Raw genomic sequence first — 18,774 nt, forward strand, 5'->3', positions numbered from 1 at the left:
TCGACAAAAACTCTTAAATTCCTCCTATTTCATAGAGCAAGATTATGTTATACTGCTTAATTAGTGAGATTTGAAACGTAATAGGGGGAGCGTCATGACGACATCAAACAGCTCAGCAGTAAAAGAAAATAAAAATGTCATCCCATTTATGCCGACAGCGAATTTTTATTTTTCACATGGCATCCAGGCTTTTCAAAAGCGCCGATTTAAAGCTGCTGTTAAATGGCTGAATAAAGCTATTGAAGCTGATCCTGATGAACCATTGTATCCATGCCAGCTTTCCGTAATCTATACGGAAGTTGGCTCTTATCATGCTGCCAACCAATTGTTAACTGAGGTCTTGGCTAAATTTGGAAAAGAATATGTGGATTGCTATTACCTCATGGCTAATAATTATGCTCATCTTGGTTTGTTGAACGATGCAAAAAAATATGTAGAAACCTATCTTGAGCAATCCGGCGATGGAGAGTTTGATGAAGCTGCTAAACAACTACTGGAGATGCTGGATAGCTTGGACGATGAGTCTTTAGAAGATGATGATTGGGCATTTGAAGATGAAGACGACTTGCTTGTGTACCAGGAGACGGCGTTTTACCATTTGGAACACGAGCATTGGGACCAGGCACTATCCGTGTTGGAAGAAATGATGCAGCATTTTCCTGAGTTCTTGCTGGCCAAGCATAAATATGCTTATGCCTTGTTTCATAGTGGAGATAAGCATGGAGCAATTGAATTAGAGAAACAATGGCTGAAGAAGAATCATACTAATATTCATAGCCACGTCAATTTAGCTGGTTTTTATTTAGAGCAAGGTTTTCCTGAGAAAGCAGAGATCCATGTCAACGTCCTCTTTAATGTTTTTCCTATGCACGAACAGCAGAAGCTCGCCGTAGCTGAAACGTTGTCTCGCGCTGGGCATTATGAGGAAGCGGTCGAACGATTCCGTATCCTCGACCAAAAGCAGGTGATTCAGCGGCGTGTCTATTACAAGTGGTACAGCATTGCTTTATACCACACCGGCAACCCTTCAAAAGCTCTTCAGCTCTGGGAAAAAGGATGTCACTCTTTTCCGAAGCTGGGCGAAGAAGACGGGCCATGGAGCGATAAGTAGGGTTAAAAGGACTGCCTTGTTCAATGAAGCACATTAATGGACGATGGTACTAAGATTTACTATGATAAGGAAGGCATAAAAATTGATACAATTGGATTCACAAGGAGTTGATGTTCGATGACGGATGAGCGCGTTTATGATGTGATTATCGCAGGTGCAGGTCCAGCAGGCATGACAGCAGCTGTCTACACTTCCCGTGCTAACCTCGATACGTTGATGATAGAACGAGGAGTACCTGGCGGTCAGATGGCGAATACAGAAGATGTTGAAAACTATCCTGGATATGAAAGTATTTTAGGACCTGATCTTTCCAATAAAATGTTTGAACATGCAAAAAAATTTGGTGCTGAATATGCTTACGGAGATATTAAAGAAGTAATCGATGGAAAAGAATACAAAACCGTAATCGCAGGAAAGAAAGAATATAAAACACGAGCAGTGATCATTACCACGGGAGCTCAATATAAAGAACTCGGCGTTTCTGGAGAGAAAGAATTGGGTGGACGTGGAGTCTCTTATTGTGCCGTCTGTGACGGAGCTTTCTTCCGTGACAAAGAACTTGTTGTTGTAGGTGGGGGAGATTCCGCCGTTGAAGAAGGAGTTTATTTAACCCGCTTTGCAAATAAAGTAACCATCGTGCACCGCCGCGATGAGCTTCGTGCCCAAAAAATCCTTCAGGACCGGGCGTTTGACAATGAAAAGATTGACTTTATTTGGGATACGGTTGTAAAGACCATCAATGAAAAAGACGGCAAGGTTGGCAGTGTGACCCTTCATAATCAAAAAACGAACAAGGAATATGAATTTACTGCAGATGGAACGTTTATTTATATCGGAATGATTCCGCTTAGTGAGCCATTTAAAAGTCTTGGGATCACTAATGATCAAGGATATATCGAAACGGATGAACGGATGGAAACAAAGGTACCGGGTATTTTTGCAGCAGGAGATATCCGTGAAAAAGAACTTCGTCAAATCGTTACGGCTACTGGAGATGGAAGTATAGCAGCTCAATCCGCTCAGCATTATATTGAAAATCTTCTCGAAGAATTAAAAGCTGTAAATTAAAAAAGTAATTTCAATTTAACCGTGTTGTAACACGTGTGAAACATTTATAGGGTACAATGTAAGTGATTAATTGACCCCCTTTTAATAGATAGATCTCTATTAAGCACAGGTGCTATCACCTGTGCATTTTTTTTGTGAAGATAAACATCTGGAAAATCATAATATTGTAGCGAATAGAATATTCATTGTATAATGATTAAAGATGCCCTCGAGAGAGAAAATGAGGTGACGCACATGCAGCGTGTATCGAACTGTATCTTGCGAGTTAACGATCAAATACTCCTGTTAAAAAAGCCAAGACGTGGCTGGTATGTGGCTCCAGGCGGAAAGATGGAAGCCGGAGAAAACATTAAAGATGCCGTAGTCAGGGAATTCAAAGAAGAAACCGGACTAACCATTCATAATCCAGAACTTAAAGGATCCTTTACTTTCATTATGCGTGACCAGGAAGTAACGAAGCAGGAATGGATGATGTTTACGTTTTACACGACGAGTTATACAGGAGAATTGCTGGAAGAAAGTGAAGAAGGACAATTGGAATGGGTGCCTGTAAGCGATGTATTAACTAAGCCAATGGCGGAGGGCGATCGGTATATTTTTGAACATATTCTCAAGCATGACGAACAAGTATATGGAACCTTTATTTATACCACGGACTTTAAACTAATTGATCAGGACCTTGATCCATCCCGTCCAGAATAACAAGGAGCGATTTACGATGACCACGGCTGATAAAACAAAAAATACTCAACTAGTAATCATCACTGGGATGTCTGGAGCCGGAAAGACGGTTGCCGTTCAAAGTTTTGAAGATCTCGGTTTTTTTTGTGTCGATAATCTTCCTCCCGCCCTTCTTCCTAAATTTCTCGAATTAATGAAAGATTCCACAAATAATATTCAAAACGTTGCTTTAGTTATGGACTTACGGGGACGGGAGTTTTTCGAGTCGCTCTTTGATGCTTTGGACAGGCTTGGGAAAGAGGACTGGCTGCAAGAGCATATTCTCTTTTTAGATGCAGAAGATCAGGCTCTTGTATCCCGTTATAAAGAGACGAGAAGGTCCCATCCGTTAGCGAAGGATGGCCTGCCCTTGGAAGGAATTCGCAGAGAGCGAAAAATGCTCGAAGAATTAAAAGGACGCGCACAAACATTAGTCAATACGACTAGTCTAAAACCAAAGGAGTTAAGAGAAATTATTTTAGAAAGATACCGGGCTCAAGAGCAGCAGGTATTTTCTGTCCAAATGGTCTCCTTTGGCTTTAAATACGGAGTGCCGATTGATGCAGATCTTATGTTTGACGTTCGATTTTTACCTAACCCGCACTACGTCGATCACATGCGCCCGCTGACAGGATTGAACTCTGAGGTTTCCTCCTACGTATTTAAATGGTCGGACACGCAGAAGTTCTTAGAAAAATTAAAAGATCTTCTTCAATTCATGCTTCCTCAATACAAACGGGAAGGGAAGAGCCAATTGGTTGTAGGAATAGGATGTACAGGAGGACAGCACAGATCTGTAGCGATCGCGGAGTATTTAAGTGAGTATTTCTCAAGTGATTTTGTAACTCACGTCACGCATAGAGACATAGACAAAAGAAAGGGTTTATCCTAAATGACAAATCCAACAGAACCACGAGTGGTTGTGATCGGAGGGGGGACTGGGATGCCGGTCCTCTTGCGCGGTTTAAAGTACTTTCCAATCGAGCTGTCAGCGATCGTTACCGTTGCTGATGATGGGGGAAGCTCAGGAAGACTGCGTAAGGAATTAGAAATTCCTGCTCCTGGCGACATTCGGAATGTAATTGCTGCCTTATCGGAAGCAGAACCGATGCTTCTCGACTTGTTTCAGCATCGGTTTACAAATGGAAACGGGTTAACCGGGCACTCAATGGGGAATCTTCTGTTAGCTGCAATGGCTTCCATGACAGGGGATTTTTATCACGGGATTAAAGAAATCTCACGTGTGTTAAATGTGAAAGGGCATATCTATCCGATTGCTAATCATTCAATGAGTCTGCATGCGGAAATGGAAGATGGAACGATCGTGACTGGAGAATCGAGCATTCCCATGCAGAATAAGCGTATTAAGCGCGTGTTTGTCAGCCCTGCTCCGATCAATCCATTGCCTGAAGCAATTCAAGCTGTAAAAGATGCTGATTTGATTGTCATCGCCCCCGGAAGTCTCTACACGAGTATTCTCCCGAACATAATCATACCTGAAATTGGGCAAGCTTTACGAGAGACGAAGGCCAAAGTCACGTACGTATGCAATGTGATGACCCAGGAAGGGGAGACTGCCGGATACACAGCTGCTGATCACGTGCAGGCACTGTTTGATCACATCGGAAAAGGGTGCATTCATTCTGTCATTGTTCATAATGCACCAATAGATCAATCGGTACGAAAGGTTTATGCTGAAGAGAATGCAGAACCAGTTGTTTATGATATGGAACGGATTAAAGGCATGGGACTGCAGATTATTGAAGAAGATATCATTGATCAGAGCCAATCCATGCTGAGACATGATACTACTAAGCTCTCTCATTTGCTTTATTCCATGATTTAGAGAGCTGACGAGGAGGTGGAGGTTCATGTCCTTTGCATCAGAGATAAAAAAAGAACTAACGAACGTAGAAGCAGAGAATTTCTGTTTAGAATCTGAGCTGGCTGCTCTGGTACGCATGAATGGAACGTTCTCATTTTCTAACAGGGAATATGTGCTGGATGTGCAGACAGAAAACGCAGCGATTGCCAGAAGAATTTATATGCTTATTAAAAAGCTTTACCCTTATCCAGTAGAACTGCTCGTACGAAAGAAAATGCGTTTAAAGAAAAATAACGTATACATCGTCCGCTTAAAGGAAAACGCAGAAAAAGTCTTAAGGGACTTAGAGATCTTGAACGGCCCGCTTTCCATTAACCCGAATATACCTGAGAAGTATTTGCAGGATACGAGCTGTAAGCGTGCGTATTTACGTGGAGCTTTTTTAGCTGGTGGGTCTGTTAACAACCCGGAAACCTCTTCTTATCACTTAGAAATCTATTCTAGTGACGAGGAACACAACGAAGCGTTGTGTAAGCTCATGAACAGCTTTGGGTTGAATGCACGCACCTTGGAAAGAAAGAAAGGGTTCATTACCTATTTAAAAGAGGCTGACAAAATAACAGAATTAATTAGTAACATAGGTGCTCATCAAGCTTTATTTAAATTTGAAGATGTGCGAATCGTGCGGGATATGCGGAATTCCGTGAATCGTCTCGTAAATTGTGAAACAGCGAACTTGAATAAGACGATAGGGGCCGCCTTTCGACAAGTAGAGAACATTAAGTTTATTAAACGAACTGTAGGACTAGAAGCCCTCCCTGATAAACTCCAGGAGATTGCTTCACTGCGGCTGCAGCATCAGGAAGTTTCTCTTAAGGAACTGGGGGAACTTGTTTCTGGGGGAAGGATCAGCAAGTCCGGCATTAATCATCGTTTGAGGAAAATTGACGAATTTGCTGATAAAGTTCGTAGAGGAGAAATCATTGAAAACAGTTAAAACTAATGTATTCTTCTCTTATTCATGCTATAATGATATCAATTCTAAAACGCTTTCAAACGAGAGCGTTTTTTCGTACAAATTTTGGAAACGTTTTATGACGTTGGAGAGAGGAGAATTGTACATTGATCGAACGCGAGCTTAAGGTAGAATTGGATACGGGACTGCAAGCAAGGCCGGCTGCTCAATTCGTACAGCAGGCAAATTTATTTTCCGCTGATATTTTTATAGAAAAAGATGAAAAGCGAGTAAATGCAAAAAGCATTATGGGATTAATGAGCCTGGCAATTGGACACGGAGAAGAAATCCTTCTCATTGCCGATGGAAATGATGAAGAAAAAGCATTAGAGGAATTAACGTCGTTTATTTTAAAAAATTGAGGCATTCTTTGTGAAATAACGAACATAAAGTCCTTTAAAAACAATGAAAAAGCGTTGCGGCAGTTAAGCGCAACGCTTTTTATAACTATATTTTTATTGGGTTTTCTCCATAACCTTATCGATTAAGCCATATTCTACGGCTTCCTCTGCAGACATAAAGTTATCGCGGTCTGTGTCACGTTCAATGACTTCAATAGGCTGACCGGTGCGTTCAGAAAGAATTTTGTTTAACTTCTCGCGCATTTTCAAAATTCGTTTCGCGTGAATTTCAATGTCTGTAGCTTGACCCTGAGTTCCACCTAATGGCTGGTGAATCATGACTTCACTATTAGGAAGGGCATATCGTTTTCCTTTCTCTCCTGCATTTAGAAGGAAAGCCCCCATAGATGCAGCCATGCCTGTGCAGATGGTAGAAACATTTGGTTTAATAAACTGCATCGTATCATAAATGGCCATTCCGGATGTGATGGATCCGCCTGGTGAATTGATGTAAAGAGAGATATCTTTCTCAGGATCATCGGCTGCTAAGAACAAGAGCTGGGCAACGATAGAATTGGAGACGTTATCGTCAATCGCACTGCCGAGCATGATGATTCGATCTTTTAATAAGCGGGAATAAATGTCATAAGCGCGCTCCCCGCGGTTCGTTTGTTCAATAACTGTAGGCACTAAATTCAATTTAATTTCCTCCTTTTTGATCAGAACATTAAGATTATGTTTTTATCATACAATTAAGGTCAGTAAAGGTCAAACAAAATGAATGCCTTTCTCTCTCTTTATTCTTCTACCATCTTTCCCCAAATAAAATGGAATAAACGTGTGAAAATGATTTCCTGAGACTCAGGAAAAGGAAATAAGAAAATTTATAAATTCTTTCTGAGGAATCCTTGCGTTTTTTTATTGTTGTTCGTATAATGAATATTGCATGTCGCTTTGCGCCCGTAGCTCAGTTGGATAGAGCGGTAGATTCCGGTTCTACGTCAGTCGGAGGTTCGAATCCTCTCGGGCGCGCTAATCTATAAGACTTCTGTTGCTGTAATAAGCTGCAGAAGTCTTTTTTTGTTAATAATGGAAAAGGTTTTCCCTGGGAGTTTTTCTAAAACAGCGGGTTTGTTCCTCTAAGATTAAAAGGAGAAATTTCATTCGACAGCGTTCCCCTTAAAAAGTAGTAATATTTATGTTATGGTAATTTAAAGAAGTTGTTTATTATTTAAGAATAACGTTTGGTGATGTGAGTGAACTCACCTGATTACCTGTCTTATAACTTACATATAAATTACACATTAACTCTACATTTATTATACAAGCTATTTCTTAATAGTTTTGTTATGGTAATGTAGTTTTTTAATTTATTTATTTATGTTATGCTGGATTTTGTAGAGATGAAACTGCTGTTTCTGCTCATTGGAATAGAAATGGGGTTATTATGACAAATATTATCCGTTACAAAATGTTGTCGACGGAAAAAATTTCTGAAGATAGGCGAATTCACGTATTTGATATGCAGGAGCAACAAAAACTATCATTTAATTACGAATCATTAAAAAGGACACCTGACAATTACGCAGGTGAGGAACTCTCAGAGTTCTTACAAAAACGAAAATTAAAAATTGACCACGGTTTTTATGATCATACAGGACACGCTTCTTAGCGTGTCTCTTTTTTTGGTAAGATGGAATGAAAAGAGGTTGCAGGAGGGATTCCGTGCAGACGGTATATTTAATGAGTAGAGAAGGCTGCCATCTTTGCGAGGAAGTTCGGGCTTTGTTATCTATTCTGGAGCTCGAAAAGAATGTAAAGGTACAAGAGGTAAATATCGAGAATGATGAGGCCTTATTGAACCAATATATGCTGGAAATTCCAGTAGTGATCATCGGTGATCAAGAACTCCAGTATCCTGCCATTTCTCTGGAGTTATTAAGAGAGCGTTTACAATGAAAAATTGAAGGTTTTTAGCTTGCGCCTGGTTATTGTCACTGGTACTATTAATGGTGAAAAGGGTATTTTTTTGTACTAAGTGGGACAAAATACGGCTTGCCGGGACAATGTTATCCCAGCTATTAACCATTAAAGGGGCTTTTCCATGAGAGCTTTAATCGACCTTCAAAAAAAGTTATTCCCTGATGTGCTGGAAGTTATCCAGCGGCGTTACCAGCTGCTGCATTATATTCAGTTGATGCAGCCCGTAGGGCGAAGAACTCTCTCTGAAAACATGGAATTGGCTGAACGTACGGTTCGCACCGAGGTGGATTTCCTTAACAAACAAGGAGCAGTCGAGATCACATCTATAGGCATGAGCTTAACCTTTGAAGGCCAAAGCATTCTCGAACAGCTTGCCGAGTTTATTAAAGAAGTCACTGGAGTCAAGGTTTTAGAGCAGCAAATTAAGGATAAATTAAACCTAGACTACGTAGTTGTCGTTCCAGGGGATAGTGATGAACTTCATTGGGTAAAACAAGAGATGGGAAAAGCATGTGTCGATTATTTGAAACAAAGGATAACTCCTGGTGAAGTGCTTGCCATCACTGGCGGCACGACGATGGCAGCCGTAGCGGAAATGATGCCCCCGCTTCAAGAAGCTAACAATTGCCTTTTCGTTCCGGCTCGAGGAGGGCTGGGGGAGAGAGTAGAAAATCAGGCGAACACGATTTGCGCAGAAATGGCCAAAAAAGCAAGAGGTGACTATCGCTTGCTTTATGTACCTGACCCTTTAAGCGAAGAAGCCTATCAGACAATCATCGAAGAACCCTCGATTAAAGAAGTACTTGAGATTATCCGGAATGCGGATATTGTCATACATGGGGTAGGGGATGCCATTACCATGGCTGAACGGCGGCGAACTCCAGCAGATCAGCTGAAGATGATAAAAGACAGCAGCGCTGTAGGGGAGGCCTTTGGTTATTATTTTAATTCTCAAGGGAGATTGTCTATAAGGTGCGTACGGTCGGACTGCAGTTAGAGGACTTGCAAAACACCAGTCAGGTAATTGCCGTAGCTGGCGGTCGTTCTAAAGCCCAGGCCATAGCATCTTATTTCCAGCCTGGAAAAAGCAACGTGCTCATTACAGATGAGGGCGCTGCCCAAGAGTTAATAAGGGATCTTCCCTTTAAATAAATTTTGCATTTAATCCAAGGAGGAATTTAGCATGACAGTAAGAATTGGAATTAACGGTTTCGGACGTATTGGACGTAATGTATACCGTGCTGCTTTAAAAAATGATGAGGTCGAAGTAGTCGCAGTAAACGACTTAACTGATGCAAACATGTTAGCTCACTTACTTCAGCATGACTCTGTTCATGGCCGTCTGGATGAGGAAGTTACTGTAAATGGTGACAACCTGGTTGTCGGTGGAAAAGAAGTGAAAGTTCTATCTGAAAAAGATCCAGCACAGCTTGGCTGGGGAGACCTTGGAGTAGAAGTTGTTATCGAATCTACTGGACGTTTCACTCAGCGTGAAGATGCGAAAAAACACTTGGACGCAGGTGCGAAGAAAGTAATAATCTCAGCGCCAGCTAAGCAGGAAGATCTTACGGTCGTAATGGGCGTTAACGAAGATCAATATGATAAAGACAGTCACCATGTTATTTCTAACGCATCTTGTACAACAAACTGCCTTGCTCCTTATGCAAAAGTTCTTAACGACAAGTTCGGTTTGAAACGCGGCATGATGACTACCGTGCACTCTTATACAAACGACCAGCAGATTCTTGACTTACCGCACAAAGATTACCGTCGTGCGAGAGCTGCTGCTCAAAACATTATTCCAACAACAACAGGGGCCGCTCAAGCTGTAGCCAAAGTTCTTCCTGAACTTGAAGGAAAGCTAAGCGGTATGGCTATGCGAGTACCAACTGCCAACGTATCAATTGTTGACTTTGTGGCTGAGCTTGACAAAGATGTGACAGCTGATGAAGTAAACGAAGCATTAAAAGCAGAAGCAGAAGGAAGCCTGAAAGGAATTCTTGCCTACAGCGACGAGCCTTTAGTTTCTTCTGATTATAACGGAAATACGAATTCTTCTATCATTGATGCTCTTTCTACCATTACCCTTGAAAACAATATGGTTAAAGTTGTTTCCTGGTACGACAACGAAACTGGTTATTCCAATCGTTGTGTTGATCTTGCAGCATTCTTGAAAAAGCAAGGCTTGTAATAGACGAATAAGTATAGAAAGCAATAGGTAAAGGAGGAGGTCTCAGGTCCTCCTCCTTTCTCCATGTTTTCCCGCTCTCTACTTAAAAGCGTTTCTGTTAAAATAGATTGTGGAAACCTACATAATGGTAGGAGTCATCCTGATCATAAATTGAGGAGGTTGTCAATTCATGAATAAGAAGACCATTCGTGATGTCGAAGTGAACGGGCAGACAGTTTTTTGCCGTGTAGATTTTAACGTGCCAATGAGCGATGGCGAAGTAACGGATGATACAAGGATTAAGGCTGCTCTTCCTACGATTAAACATCTCGCAGGAAATGGAGCCAAAGTCATTCTCGCAAGTCATCTGGGGCGTCCTAAAGGCGAAGTTGTAAAAGAACTCCGCCTGGATCCAGTAGCGAGGCGCTTAAGCGATCTGCTGGGGCAGCTTGTAACAAAAACAGATGAAGTATACGGAGACGAAGTGAACAAGGCCATTTCTGAAATGGAAAACGGCGATATTCTCTTGATTGAAAATGTCCGCTTTAACCCTGGCGAAGAAAAGAATGATCCTGAATTAGCCAAGGCTTTTGCGAATATGGCAGATCTTTACGTTAATGATGCGTTTGGGGCCGCCCATCGTGCGCATGCTTCCACTGCAGGTGTAGCAGAACATCTTCCTGCAGTAGCTGGCTTCTTAATGGAAAAAGAAATCAATGTTCTGGGACAGGCTTTGTCCAATCCAGAACGTCCGTTTACAGCGATTATTGGCGGAGCGAAGGTAAAAGATAAAATTGGTGTAATCGACAACCTTATTGATAAAGTAGACCATCTCATTATTGGTGGCGGATTAGCTTATACTTTCGTCAAAGCCCAGGGACATGAAGTAGGTAAGTCTTTATTAGAAGAAGATAAGATTGATTTAGCTAAAGAGTATATGAAAAAGGCTGAAAATAAAGGCGTGGACTTTATCATGCCGGAGGATGTAATTGTCGCTGACGATTTCTCAGATTCCGCTAATACAAAGGAAGTGGCAATTGACAGTATTCCTGAAGACTGGGAAGCGCTGGATATCGGTCCGAAAACGAGAGAGAAATACGCTCAAGTTATTAAAGATTCCAAACTCATTATTTGGAATGGGCCAATGGGCGTTTTTGAACTTGAGACTTTTGCCAACGGAACAAAAGCCGTAGCCCACGCTCTTGCGGAAACAAAAGGTTACTCCGTGATCGGCGGCGGGGATTCTGCAGCAGCTGTTGAAAAATTCGGCTACGCTGATGATATGGATCATGTATCTACAGGAGGCGGAGCTTCCTTGGAATTCATGGAAGGTAAAGAACTTCCCGGCGTAGCTCTACTCAATGATAAATAAATAAGGAGAGGTGATGGCAATATGCGTAAGCAAGTCATAGCAGGAAACTGGAAAATGAATAAAACCCACACGGAAGCTGAAGATTTCGCTCAAACGGTAAAAAATGACCTCCCAGCAGCTGAACAAGTGGAATCTGTTATCTGTGCTCCATTCCCTTTTCTTCAAAAACTTGTAGAAGTAACAAAGGATACTCCTTTGGAAATTGGTGCCCAAAACATGCACTATGAAGAAAAAGGTGCGTTTACAGGTGAAGTAAGTCCAGTAATGCTCAAAGAACTAGGAGTAACCTATGTCGTAATCGGCCACTCAGAGCGCCGTGAAATTTTTAAAGAGACAGATGAAGAAGTAAATAAAAAGGTGCATGCGGCTTTTGAACATGGATTGACTCCAATTGTTTGTGTAGGAGAAACGTTAGAGCAGCGTGAAGCGAACAAGACTATGGAACATGTAGAAGGTCAGGTTAAGGAAGCCCTGGAAGGCTTAAATCAGCAGCAGGCTTCTAAGGTCATCATTGCTTATGAACCAATCTGGGCGATTGGAACAGGTCGTACAGCAAGTGCAGAACAAGCCAACGAAGTGTGCACACACATTCGTAAAGCACTTCAAGAGAAATACAATGGAGATGTCGCGGAAGCTGTCCGGATTCAGTATGGTGGCAGTGTAAAGCCTGCTAATGTAGATGAGCTTCTTTCCCAGTCTGATATCGATGGGGCATTAGTTGGCGGTGCGAGCCTTGAAGCTGCTTCATTCCTAAAACTTGTGGAGGCAGGTAAGCATGAGTAACAAGAACTTAGCTGCACTGATTATTCTTGATGGTTTTGCACTTCGTGACGAAGAAAAAGGCAATGCTGTCAAACAAGCGAATACTCCAAATTTTGACCGGTATTGGAATAAGTTCCCCCATTCCCAACTGACAGCTTGTGGAGAAGCTGTCGGCCTTCCGGAAGGGCAAATGGGAAATTCAGAAGTCGGTCATTTAAATATCGGCGCTGGCCGTATTGTTTATCAAAGCTTAACGCGTATCAACTTAGCGATACGGGAGCGGGATTTCTTTAAAAATGAAGAACTCCTTAAGGCCGTTCGCCATGCTAAGGAAAACGAGAAGGCTTTACACGTCTTTGGATTGATTTCCAATGGTGGAATCCACAGTCACGTTAACCATCTGTTTGCTACCCTGGAGCTGGCAGAACAGTACGGCTTGAAAGAAGTCTATGTCCACGGATTTTTAGATGGACGCGATGTAGGTCCCCAAACAGCAAAAACGTTTATTCAGCAAGTACAGCAGAAAATGGATGAACTGCAGGTGGGACAATTTGCTACAATTTCAGGCAGGTACTATGCCATGGACCGTGACAATCGCTGGGAACGTGTGAAAAAAGCTTACGATGCGATTGCTTATGGGGAAGGACCTGCTTATAAAGACCCACTGGAAGCAGTGGAAGCCTCCTATAAAGAAGAAGTTTATGATGAGTTTGTCGTTCCTTTTGTAGTGACAAAGGAAAATGGGGAGCCCGTGGCGAAGATGAATGATGAAGATTCTGTCATCTTCTTTAACTTCCGGCCGGACCGTGCTATCCAGCTTTCACGTACGTTTGCAAATGATGATTTTAATGATTTTGACCGCGGGCCTGCAGCGCCGAAAAATATTTATTTTGTTGGTATGACCCAGTATAGTGAAACAGTTCAGAGTAAAGTCGCATTTCCTCCGAATGATCTTAAGAATACAGTGGGGGAAGTACTCGCTAACAACCAAATGAAGCAGCTTCGCATTGCGGAAACGGAAAAATATCCGCACGTGACCTTCTTTATGAGTGGTGGACGAGAGGAGAAATTTGATGGAGAGGAGCGCATCCTCATCGATTCTCCAAAAGTAGCTACCTACGACCTTAAGCCCGAAATGAGTGCTTATGAAGTTACCGACGCATTATTAAAAGAATTAGATGCAGATAAACACAACGCGATTATCCTGAATTTCGCAAATCCGGATATGGTCGGCCATTCCGGTAAGCTTGAACCGACGATTAAAGCAGTGGAAGCAGTAGATGAATGCTTAGGCAAAATCGTTGATAAGATTTTGGAAAAAGGCGGTAATGCCATCATTACAGCTGACCACGGAAACTCCGATGAAGTCATAACACCGGAAGGAAAGCCGATGACGGCTCATACGACAAATCCGGTTCCAGTCATCGTAACGAGAGAAGGCGAGGAACTGCGTGAAGATGGAATATTAGGCGATCTTTCGCCAACGCTGTTAGAGTTGCTTCACGTAGATCAGCCGGAAGAAATGACAGGAAAATCAATCATTAAATAAAAGGGAGAGATTTAGCATGCCATATATTACAGATGTTTACGCCCGTGAAGTATTAGATTCACGCGGCAATCCAACCGTTGAGGTAGAAGTATATACAGAGTCAGGCGCTTTTGGTACAGCTCTTGTACCCAGCGGAGCTTCTACAGGAGAGTATGAAGCTGTAGAACTGCGTGACGGTGATCAACAACGTTATCTAGGCAAAGGTGTATTAAAAGCTGTGGAAAACGTTAACGAAATCATCGCTCCAAAATTGTTAGGTATGGATGTAACTCAGCAAGTCATCATCGATAAAATGATGATGGAGCTTGATGGTACTGAAAACAAAGGCAATCTTGGTGCCAATGCCATTCTTGGAGTGTCTATGGCCGTTGCCCATGCAGCAGCTGACATGGTTGGCCAGCCTCTTTACAAATACCTCGGAGGTTTTACAGCTGCTACGCTTCCGACACCAATGATGAACATTTTAAATGGCGGCGAGCATGCGGATAATAATGTAGATATCCAGGAATTTATGATTATGCCTGTAGGCGCACCAACGTTTAAGGAAGCTCTGCGTATGGGTGCAGAGATTTTCCACTCCTTAAAGAAAGTTCTAAAATCTAAAGGCTATAATACTGGTGTAGGTGATGAAGGCGGCTTCGCTCCAAACCTTCAATCAAACGAAGAAGCCCTTTCAACCATCATTGAGGCCATTGAAGAAGCTGGCTATAAGCCAGGTGAGCAAGTTAAACTTGCCATGGATGTTGCTTCCTCTGAAATTTATGAAGATGGAAAATACAACCTTAAAGGAGAAGGCGTTGTCCGCACTTCTGAAGAAATGGTGGATTGGTATGAAGAGCTTGTTAATAAATATCCAATCGTTTCTATCGAGGACGGTCTGGATGAAAATGACTGGAAGGGTACAAAACTTCTTACCGACCGCATCGGCGATAAAGTACAGCTTGTAGGCGACGACTTATTTGTGACAAATACGACGAAGCTTGCCCGGGCAATTGAAGAAGGCGTTGGTAATTCAATCCTTATTAAAGTGAACCAAATCGGAACACTTACAGAGACATTTGAAGCGATTGAAATGGCGAAGCGTGCAGGTTATACAGCCGTCATTTCCCACCGCTCAGGAGAGACTGAGGATGCTACCATTGCCGATATCGCTGTTGCTGCTAATGCAGGTCAAATTAAGACAGGTGCTCCTTCCCGTACGGACCGTGTGGCGAAGTACAATCAGCTGCTTCGTATTGAAGATCAGCTGCTTGATACCGCCGTGTACGCTGGTGAAACTTCTTTTTACAACTTGAACAAGTAAAAAATGTGTAATTTAAGCCTCCCTATGACAGGGAGGCTTTTTTCTATGATATGATGGGGAAGGACACTTTAAAGTAGGAGAACTTACAGTAATGAAAAAAATCATATTATTTGTCTTTCTTGCCATTTTAGCTTATATCGCCTATACAGGCATCAGCATATGGACATATGGCAGCAATAAACACGTAAAAAAAGCAGATGCAGCAATCGTATTAGGAGCTGCTCAATGGAACGGACGACCGAGTCCGGTATTTGAAGGCCGGCTAAAAGAAGCCATTGAATTATACAAAGAAGATAAAGTGAACTATTTAATTTTTACCGGTGGATCCAGTCAAGATGCAGCGTCTTCAGAAGCAGCGGTAGGAAAACAATATGCGATGGATCACGGAGTTCCTGACAAAGCCATTCTATATGAAGACCGCTCTTTAAAGACGGAAACAAATCTTAGAAATGCGAAAGAAGTTGCGGAGAAAAATTCAATCCAATCGTATTTACTTGTCAGTGACCGGTACCATCTTAAACGTGCCGTCGCTTTAGCACAGAACGCAGATATGAAAAATGTGACGGGAATTCCGACTAAGTATTCTGCCTACAAGACAAGAGATACAAAACTGCCTTTCTTTTTTAAAGAATGGGGCTATTTTATGGGATATCAGGTAATGCAATTTTTCCGTTAAGAAACAGGTGAGATAAAATGAACCTTAGACAAGGAATAAAAAATCGGCGGTCCATCCATGATTTTAAAAGTGAAAAAGTCAGTGAAGAAATGCTGACGGAAATCTTTTCAACCGCTTCCTGGGCGCCAAACCATCGGATGAAGGAACCATGGAACATCCGAATTTTTCAAGAGGATGGAAAGAAGGACTATGCTGATCTTGTGATAGAGAGTTATGAGAGGGCTGGTTTCTTCGCGGCTTATAACGATGGGAAAAAGCAGAAAATGATCGAGGGCATCCGTAACTTTCTTGTGTCTATTCCTCACCATGCGTTGATCTTTATGGAAAGAGAGCAGGATCCTCATAAGTTTGAAGAAGATTATGCAGCGGTGTGTGCGTTTATTCAGAATGCTCAGCTAGGCGCTTGGGAAATGGGAGTAGGGATGCTGTGGACGACAAGTCCTTACTTGAATGATGAATGGTTTGCCGAAGGCTTAGGGATTGATTTCAACCGCTATAAGCCTGTAGCTGTTTTGCAGATGGGGTTTCCTAATCAAGTACCTGCTGCGAAGAAGCGGAGTTCGATAACAGAAAAAATGAAGTTTGTTAATAATAGGTTTAAAGAAAAAAGCTGACACGGAATTTACGTGTCAGCTTTTTGGTTGTTTTCATTATCATCTAGAGTTTCGTCAGGAAGCGGATCGACAGTGTGCTTATATTCATAGCCTTTGGATACGGCAAATCCAAAAGCAGCTGCGATAATCAGTACAATCACAATACATATAATAAGCAGTAAGACTAAAGGCAATGGTCCACCTACTTTCTTTCAGCAGTCTTAAAAAAAGAAGGAGCGTAAAACTCCTTCTTTTCAAGCTTATTGTGCCATAAATGACTTTGGATTACTACTGGCTTTCGGTTTTTTCTTTAATAAATGCTACTACTTCTTCAGCGGTACCCATTGATAACAGTTCTTTCTTGAAAGAAGCCAATTCTTTCTTGGAAAGATTTCTTATTTGTGTACGCGCAGGAAGGATAGAAGTCGCACTCATACTGAATTCGTCCAGTCCTAAACCTAAAAGGATAGGAATCGCAATTTCGTCGCCTGCCATTTCACCGCACATTCCAGCCCATTTTCCTTCCGCATGTGCTGCTTCAATGACGTTATTGACTAAATGAAGAATTGCTGGATTGTAGGGCTGATACAAGTAAGAGACGCGCTCATTCATACGATCAGCAGCCATGGTGTACTGAATAAGGTCGTTGGTGCCGATACTGAAGAAATCAACTTCTTTAGCAAATTGGCGTGCGATAACAGCTGTAGAAGGAATTTCAACCATCATTCCTACTTCGATGTCCCCAGCGACTTCCATACCTTCGCTAAGCAGTTTTTCGCGTTCTTCATCAAGGATGCCTTTTGCCTGACGGAATTCGTCCAGTGTCGCAATCATCGGGAACATGATTTTCAAGTTTCCGTGAACGCTTGCCCGCAAGAGCGCACGAAGCTGGACTCGGAAAATGTCATCGCGTTCAAGGCAGAGACGAATCGCCCGGAAACCAAGAAATGGGTTCATTTCATCCGGAAGATCCAGGTAATCCAATTCTTTATCTCCGCCGATGTCCAACGTACGGACGACAACCGGCTTGTCTCCCATTTGTTTTAAGACAGAGGAATAAGCATCGTATTGTTCTTCTTCTGTAGGCAGCTGGTTTTTGCCCATATAGAGGAATTCAGTACGGTAAAGCCCGACACCTTCTCCACCGTTGGCTAAAACCCCTTCCACATCTTCAGGAGTGCCGATATTGGCTGCAAGCTCAACGTGCTCGCCTTCAGATGTGACCGTTGCTTCATCCTTCAGCTTCGCCCATTCCTGTTTTTGTTTGTCAAAATCGGCTTGCTTTTCTTTATAGGATTGAATATCTTCTTCAGATGGATTAACAATGACATTGCCATCAATCCCATCTACGATAATCAAGGAATCCTTCTCAGCCTTAGCCGTGATGTCTTTCGTACCGACTACCGCTGGGATCTCTAGCGAACGGGCCATAATTGCAGAGTGGGAAGTACGACCGCCGATGTCCGTCGTAAACCCTTTCACGTATTGTTTATTTAATTGAGCAGTATCTGAAGGAGTCAGATCATCGGCAACGATCACGACTTCTTCATTAATAAGAGCAGGATCTGGGAACGTCACGTTTAACAAATGTGCCATCACACGTTTTGTAACGTCCTGGATGTCTGCTGCACGTTCTTTCATGTATTCATTGTCCATGTTTTTAAACATGTTAATAAACAGATCGGCTGTTTCATCTAAAGCAGCTTCTGCATTTACATTTTCCGTTTTAATCTTATCTTCTATCGGTTTGATTAATTCAGGATCGCTCAAAACAAGAAGGTGAGCAGAGAAAATATCTGCATGCTCCTGACCTAAGGTTTCCAGCGTGTGGGCTTTAATCTTTTCAAGCTCGCTTTTAGAAACGTCGAGAGCGTCATGAAGACGTTTGACTTCCTGGTCTGGCTGTTGGATTTCATTCTTGCTGTAGGAAAGGTCTGGAGCTTCCAGACGGTAGACCTTTGCAATGGCAATCCCGTTGGAAGCTGCAATCCCCTGGAGGTGTGTCATAAAATTACTCCCCCAGCCCTTCGTTCTTCATAGTGCTTGCTAAATGGTCAATCGCTTCCTGTTCATCGCTGCCTTCAGCAGAAATTTTCACTTCTGCACCAGCAGGAATTCCTAGGCTCATAATCCCCATAATTGACTTTAAGTTGACGGATTTCTCTTTGTAGTGAAGATTAATATCAGATTCGTACTTTCCTGCATTTTGTACAAGTACAGTGGCTGGACGCGCGTGTACTCCGTCTGATGATGTAATTTTGAATGATTTTTCTACCATGATTTATT

The 18,774-nt window shown here is 42.3% G+C and carries 20 protein-coding genes, 1 tRNA gene and 1 pseudogene; 18 read left to right on the top strand and 4 right to left on the bottom strand.

Features of this window, described 5'->3' with window-relative positions; all coding sequences use genetic code 11:
* Positions 1-94: 94 nt before the first annotated feature.
* The 7 genes from MUN89_RS08005 to MUN89_RS08035 all read left to right on the top strand — a co-directional run bounded on the left by MUN89_RS08005 (position 95) and on the right by MUN89_RS08035 (position 6,101).
* Positions 95-1,111, top strand: a complete 1,017-nt coding sequence (locus tag MUN89_RS08005) for a tetratricopeptide repeat protein (protein WP_244712751.1) — start codon at positions 95-97, stop codon at positions 1,109-1,111.
* A 117-nt stretch (positions 1,112-1,228) separates the two neighbouring features.
* Positions 1,229-2,179: a thioredoxin-disulfide reductase gene (gene trxB / locus MUN89_RS08010; RefSeq protein ID WP_244712752.1), complete on the top strand. Its 951-nt coding sequence runs from the start codon at positions 1,229-1,231 to the stop codon at positions 2,177-2,179.
* 234 nt (positions 2,180-2,413) lie between these two features.
* The gene (locus MUN89_RS08015; RefSeq protein WP_244713639.1) at positions 2,414-2,881 is read left to right on the top strand and encodes an NUDIX domain-containing protein; all 468 of its coding nucleotides are present in this window, start codon (positions 2,414-2,416) and stop codon (positions 2,879-2,881) included.
* Between the two features lie 16 nt (positions 2,882-2,897).
* Positions 2,898-3,791, top strand: a complete 894-nt coding sequence (gene rapZ, locus MUN89_RS08020) for an RNase adapter RapZ (RefSeq protein WP_244712753.1) — start codon at positions 2,898-2,900, stop codon at positions 3,789-3,791.
* A complete protein-coding gene (locus tag MUN89_RS08025) occupies positions 3,792-4,745 on the top strand; it encodes a gluconeogenesis factor YvcK family protein (protein ID WP_244712754.1) in 954 nt (317 codons plus the stop codon). It begins immediately after the preceding gene.
* A gap of 25 nt (positions 4,746-4,770) precedes the next feature.
* The gene (whiA, locus tag MUN89_RS08030) at positions 4,771-5,721 is read left to right on the top strand and encodes a DNA-binding protein WhiA (RefSeq protein WP_244712755.1); all 951 of its coding nucleotides are present in this window, start codon (positions 4,771-4,773) and stop codon (positions 5,719-5,721) included.
* A 125-nt stretch (positions 5,722-5,846) separates the two neighbouring features.
* Positions 5,847-6,101, top strand: coding sequence for an HPr family phosphocarrier protein (locus MUN89_RS08035; protein WP_244712756.1), 255 nt, complete (start codon positions 5,847-5,849; stop codon positions 6,099-6,101).
* Positions 6,102-6,194: 93 nt separating this feature from the next.
* Here the strand turns inward: MUN89_RS08035 and clpP are convergent, their stop codons facing one another.
* Positions 6,195-6,779, bottom strand: coding sequence for an ATP-dependent Clp endopeptidase proteolytic subunit ClpP (gene clpP / locus MUN89_RS08040; protein ID WP_244712757.1), 585 nt, complete (start codon positions 6,777-6,779; stop codon positions 6,195-6,197).
* 257 nt (positions 6,780-7,036) lie between these two features.
* Between clpP and MUN89_RS08045 the strand changes: the two genes are divergently transcribed.
* From MUN89_RS08045 to MUN89_RS08095, 11 genes and pseudogenes are all read left to right on the top strand, one after another.
* Positions 7,037-7,112: transfer RNA gene (locus MUN89_RS08045), tRNA-Arg, on the top strand.
* A gap of 490 nt (positions 7,113-7,602) precedes the next feature.
* Entirely contained in the window at positions 7,603-7,752 is a 150-nt protein-coding gene (locus tag MUN89_RS08050) for a hypothetical protein (RefSeq protein WP_244712758.1), read from the top strand.
* A 53-nt stretch (positions 7,753-7,805) separates the two neighbouring features.
* Positions 7,806-8,039 (top strand): glutaredoxin family protein, encoded by a 234-nt coding sequence (locus MUN89_RS08055; protein ID WP_244712759.1) that lies wholly within the window; start codon positions 7,806-7,808, stop codon positions 8,037-8,039.
* Positions 8,040-8,184: 145 nt separating this feature from the next.
* Positions 8,185-9,215, top strand: a pseudogene (locus MUN89_RS08060) (sugar-binding transcriptional regulator).
* Positions 9,216-9,246: 31 nt separating this feature from the next.
* Positions 9,247-10,254, top strand: a complete 1,008-nt coding sequence (gene gap, locus MUN89_RS08065; protein ID WP_244712760.1) for a type I glyceraldehyde-3-phosphate dehydrogenase — start codon at positions 9,247-9,249, stop codon at positions 10,252-10,254.
* Between the two features lie 169 nt (positions 10,255-10,423).
* Positions 10,424-11,605, top strand: a complete 1,182-nt coding sequence (locus tag MUN89_RS08070; RefSeq protein ID WP_244712761.1) for a phosphoglycerate kinase — start codon at positions 10,424-10,426, stop codon at positions 11,603-11,605.
* Between the two features lie 21 nt (positions 11,606-11,626).
* Positions 11,627-12,388 (top strand): triose-phosphate isomerase, encoded by a 762-nt coding sequence (tpiA, locus tag MUN89_RS08075; RefSeq protein WP_244712762.1) that lies wholly within the window; start codon positions 11,627-11,629, stop codon positions 12,386-12,388.
* Positions 12,381-13,916, top strand: coding sequence for a 2,3-bisphosphoglycerate-independent phosphoglycerate mutase (gene gpmI, locus MUN89_RS08080; RefSeq protein WP_244712763.1), 1,536 nt, complete (start codon positions 12,381-12,383; stop codon positions 13,914-13,916). The genes tpiA and gpmI overlap by 8 nt, the downstream gene beginning before the upstream one ends.
* A gap of 16 nt (positions 13,917-13,932) precedes the next feature.
* The gene (gene eno, locus MUN89_RS08085) at positions 13,933-15,219 is read left to right on the top strand and encodes a phosphopyruvate hydratase (RefSeq protein ID WP_244712764.1); all 1,287 of its coding nucleotides are present in this window, start codon (positions 13,933-13,935) and stop codon (positions 15,217-15,219) included.
* Positions 15,220-15,310: 91 nt separating this feature from the next.
* Positions 15,311-15,895 (top strand): YdcF family protein, encoded by a 585-nt coding sequence (locus tag MUN89_RS08090; RefSeq protein ID WP_244712765.1) that lies wholly within the window; start codon positions 15,311-15,313, stop codon positions 15,893-15,895.
* A 17-nt stretch (positions 15,896-15,912) separates the two neighbouring features.
* Entirely contained in the window at positions 15,913-16,509 is a 597-nt protein-coding gene (locus MUN89_RS08095; protein WP_244712767.1) for a nitroreductase family protein, read from the top strand.
* Positions 16,510-16,517: 8 nt separating this feature from the next.
* Here MUN89_RS08095 and ytzI read toward each other — a convergent pair whose 3' ends face one another.
* From ytzI to MUN89_RS08110, 3 genes are all read right to left on the bottom strand, one after another.
* Positions 16,518-16,682: a YtzI protein gene (gene ytzI / locus MUN89_RS08100; RefSeq protein ID WP_244712769.1), complete on the bottom strand. Its 165-nt coding sequence runs from the start codon at positions 16,680-16,682 to the stop codon at positions 16,518-16,520.
* Positions 16,683-16,776: 94 nt separating this feature from the next.
* Entirely contained in the window at positions 16,777-18,495 is a 1,719-nt protein-coding gene (gene ptsP / locus MUN89_RS08105; RefSeq protein WP_244712771.1) for a phosphoenolpyruvate--protein phosphotransferase, read from the bottom strand.
* A 4-nt stretch (positions 18,496-18,499) separates the two neighbouring features.
* Positions 18,500-18,766 (bottom strand): phosphocarrier protein HPr, encoded by a 267-nt coding sequence (locus MUN89_RS08110; RefSeq protein WP_244712773.1) that lies wholly within the window; start codon positions 18,764-18,766, stop codon positions 18,500-18,502.
* Positions 18,767-18,774: the final 8 nt, after the last annotated feature.

The organism is Halobacillus salinarum (assembly GCF_022919095.1).
Taxonomy (GTDB): Bacteria; Bacillota; Bacilli; order Bacillales; family Halobacillaceae; genus Halobacillus_B; species Halobacillus_B salinarum.

Coding starts and splice junctions, on each gene's coding strand:
- MUN89_RS08005 (WP_244712751.1), top strand. CDS start 95: ATGACGACATCAAACAGCTCAGCAGTAAAAGAAAATAAAAATGTCATC.
- trxB (WP_244712752.1), top strand. CDS start 1,229: ATGACGGATGAGCGCGTTTATGATGTGATTATCGCAGGTGCAGGTCCA.
- MUN89_RS08015 (WP_244713639.1), top strand. CDS start 2,414: ATGCAGCGTGTATCGAACTGTATCTTGCGAGTTAACGATCAAATACTC.
- rapZ (WP_244712753.1), top strand. CDS start 2,898: ATGACCACGGCTGATAAAACAAAAAATACTCAACTAGTAATCATCACT.
- MUN89_RS08025 (WP_244712754.1), top strand. CDS start 3,792: ATGACAAATCCAACAGAACCACGAGTGGTTGTGATCGGAGGGGGGACT.
- whiA (WP_244712755.1), top strand. CDS start 4,771: ATGTCCTTTGCATCAGAGATAAAAAAAGAACTAACGAACGTAGAAGCA.
- MUN89_RS08050 (WP_244712758.1), top strand. CDS start 7,603: ATGCAGGAGCAACAAAAACTATCATTTAATTACGAATCATTAAAAAGG.
- gap (WP_244712760.1), top strand. CDS start 9,247: ATGACAGTAAGAATTGGAATTAACGGTTTCGGACGTATTGGACGTAAT.
- MUN89_RS08070 (WP_244712761.1), top strand. CDS start 10,424: ATGAATAAGAAGACCATTCGTGATGTCGAAGTGAACGGGCAGACAGTT.
- tpiA (WP_244712762.1), top strand. CDS start 11,627: ATGCGTAAGCAAGTCATAGCAGGAAACTGGAAAATGAATAAAACCCAC.
- gpmI (WP_244712763.1), top strand. CDS start 12,381: ATGAGTAACAAGAACTTAGCTGCACTGATTATTCTTGATGGTTTTGCA.
- eno (WP_244712764.1), top strand. CDS start 13,933: ATGCCATATATTACAGATGTTTACGCCCGTGAAGTATTAGATTCACGC.
- MUN89_RS08090 (WP_244712765.1), top strand. CDS start 15,311: ATGAAAAAAATCATATTATTTGTCTTTCTTGCCATTTTAGCTTATATC.
- MUN89_RS08095 (WP_244712767.1), top strand. CDS start 15,913: ATGAACCTTAGACAAGGAATAAAAAATCGGCGGTCCATCCATGATTTT.
- ptsP (WP_244712771.1), bottom strand. CDS start 18,495: ATGACACACCTCCAGGGGATTGCAGCTTCCAACGGGATTGCCATTGCA.
- MUN89_RS08110 (WP_244712773.1), bottom strand. CDS start 18,766: ATGGTAGAAAAATCATTCAAAATTACATCATCAGACGGAGTACACGCG.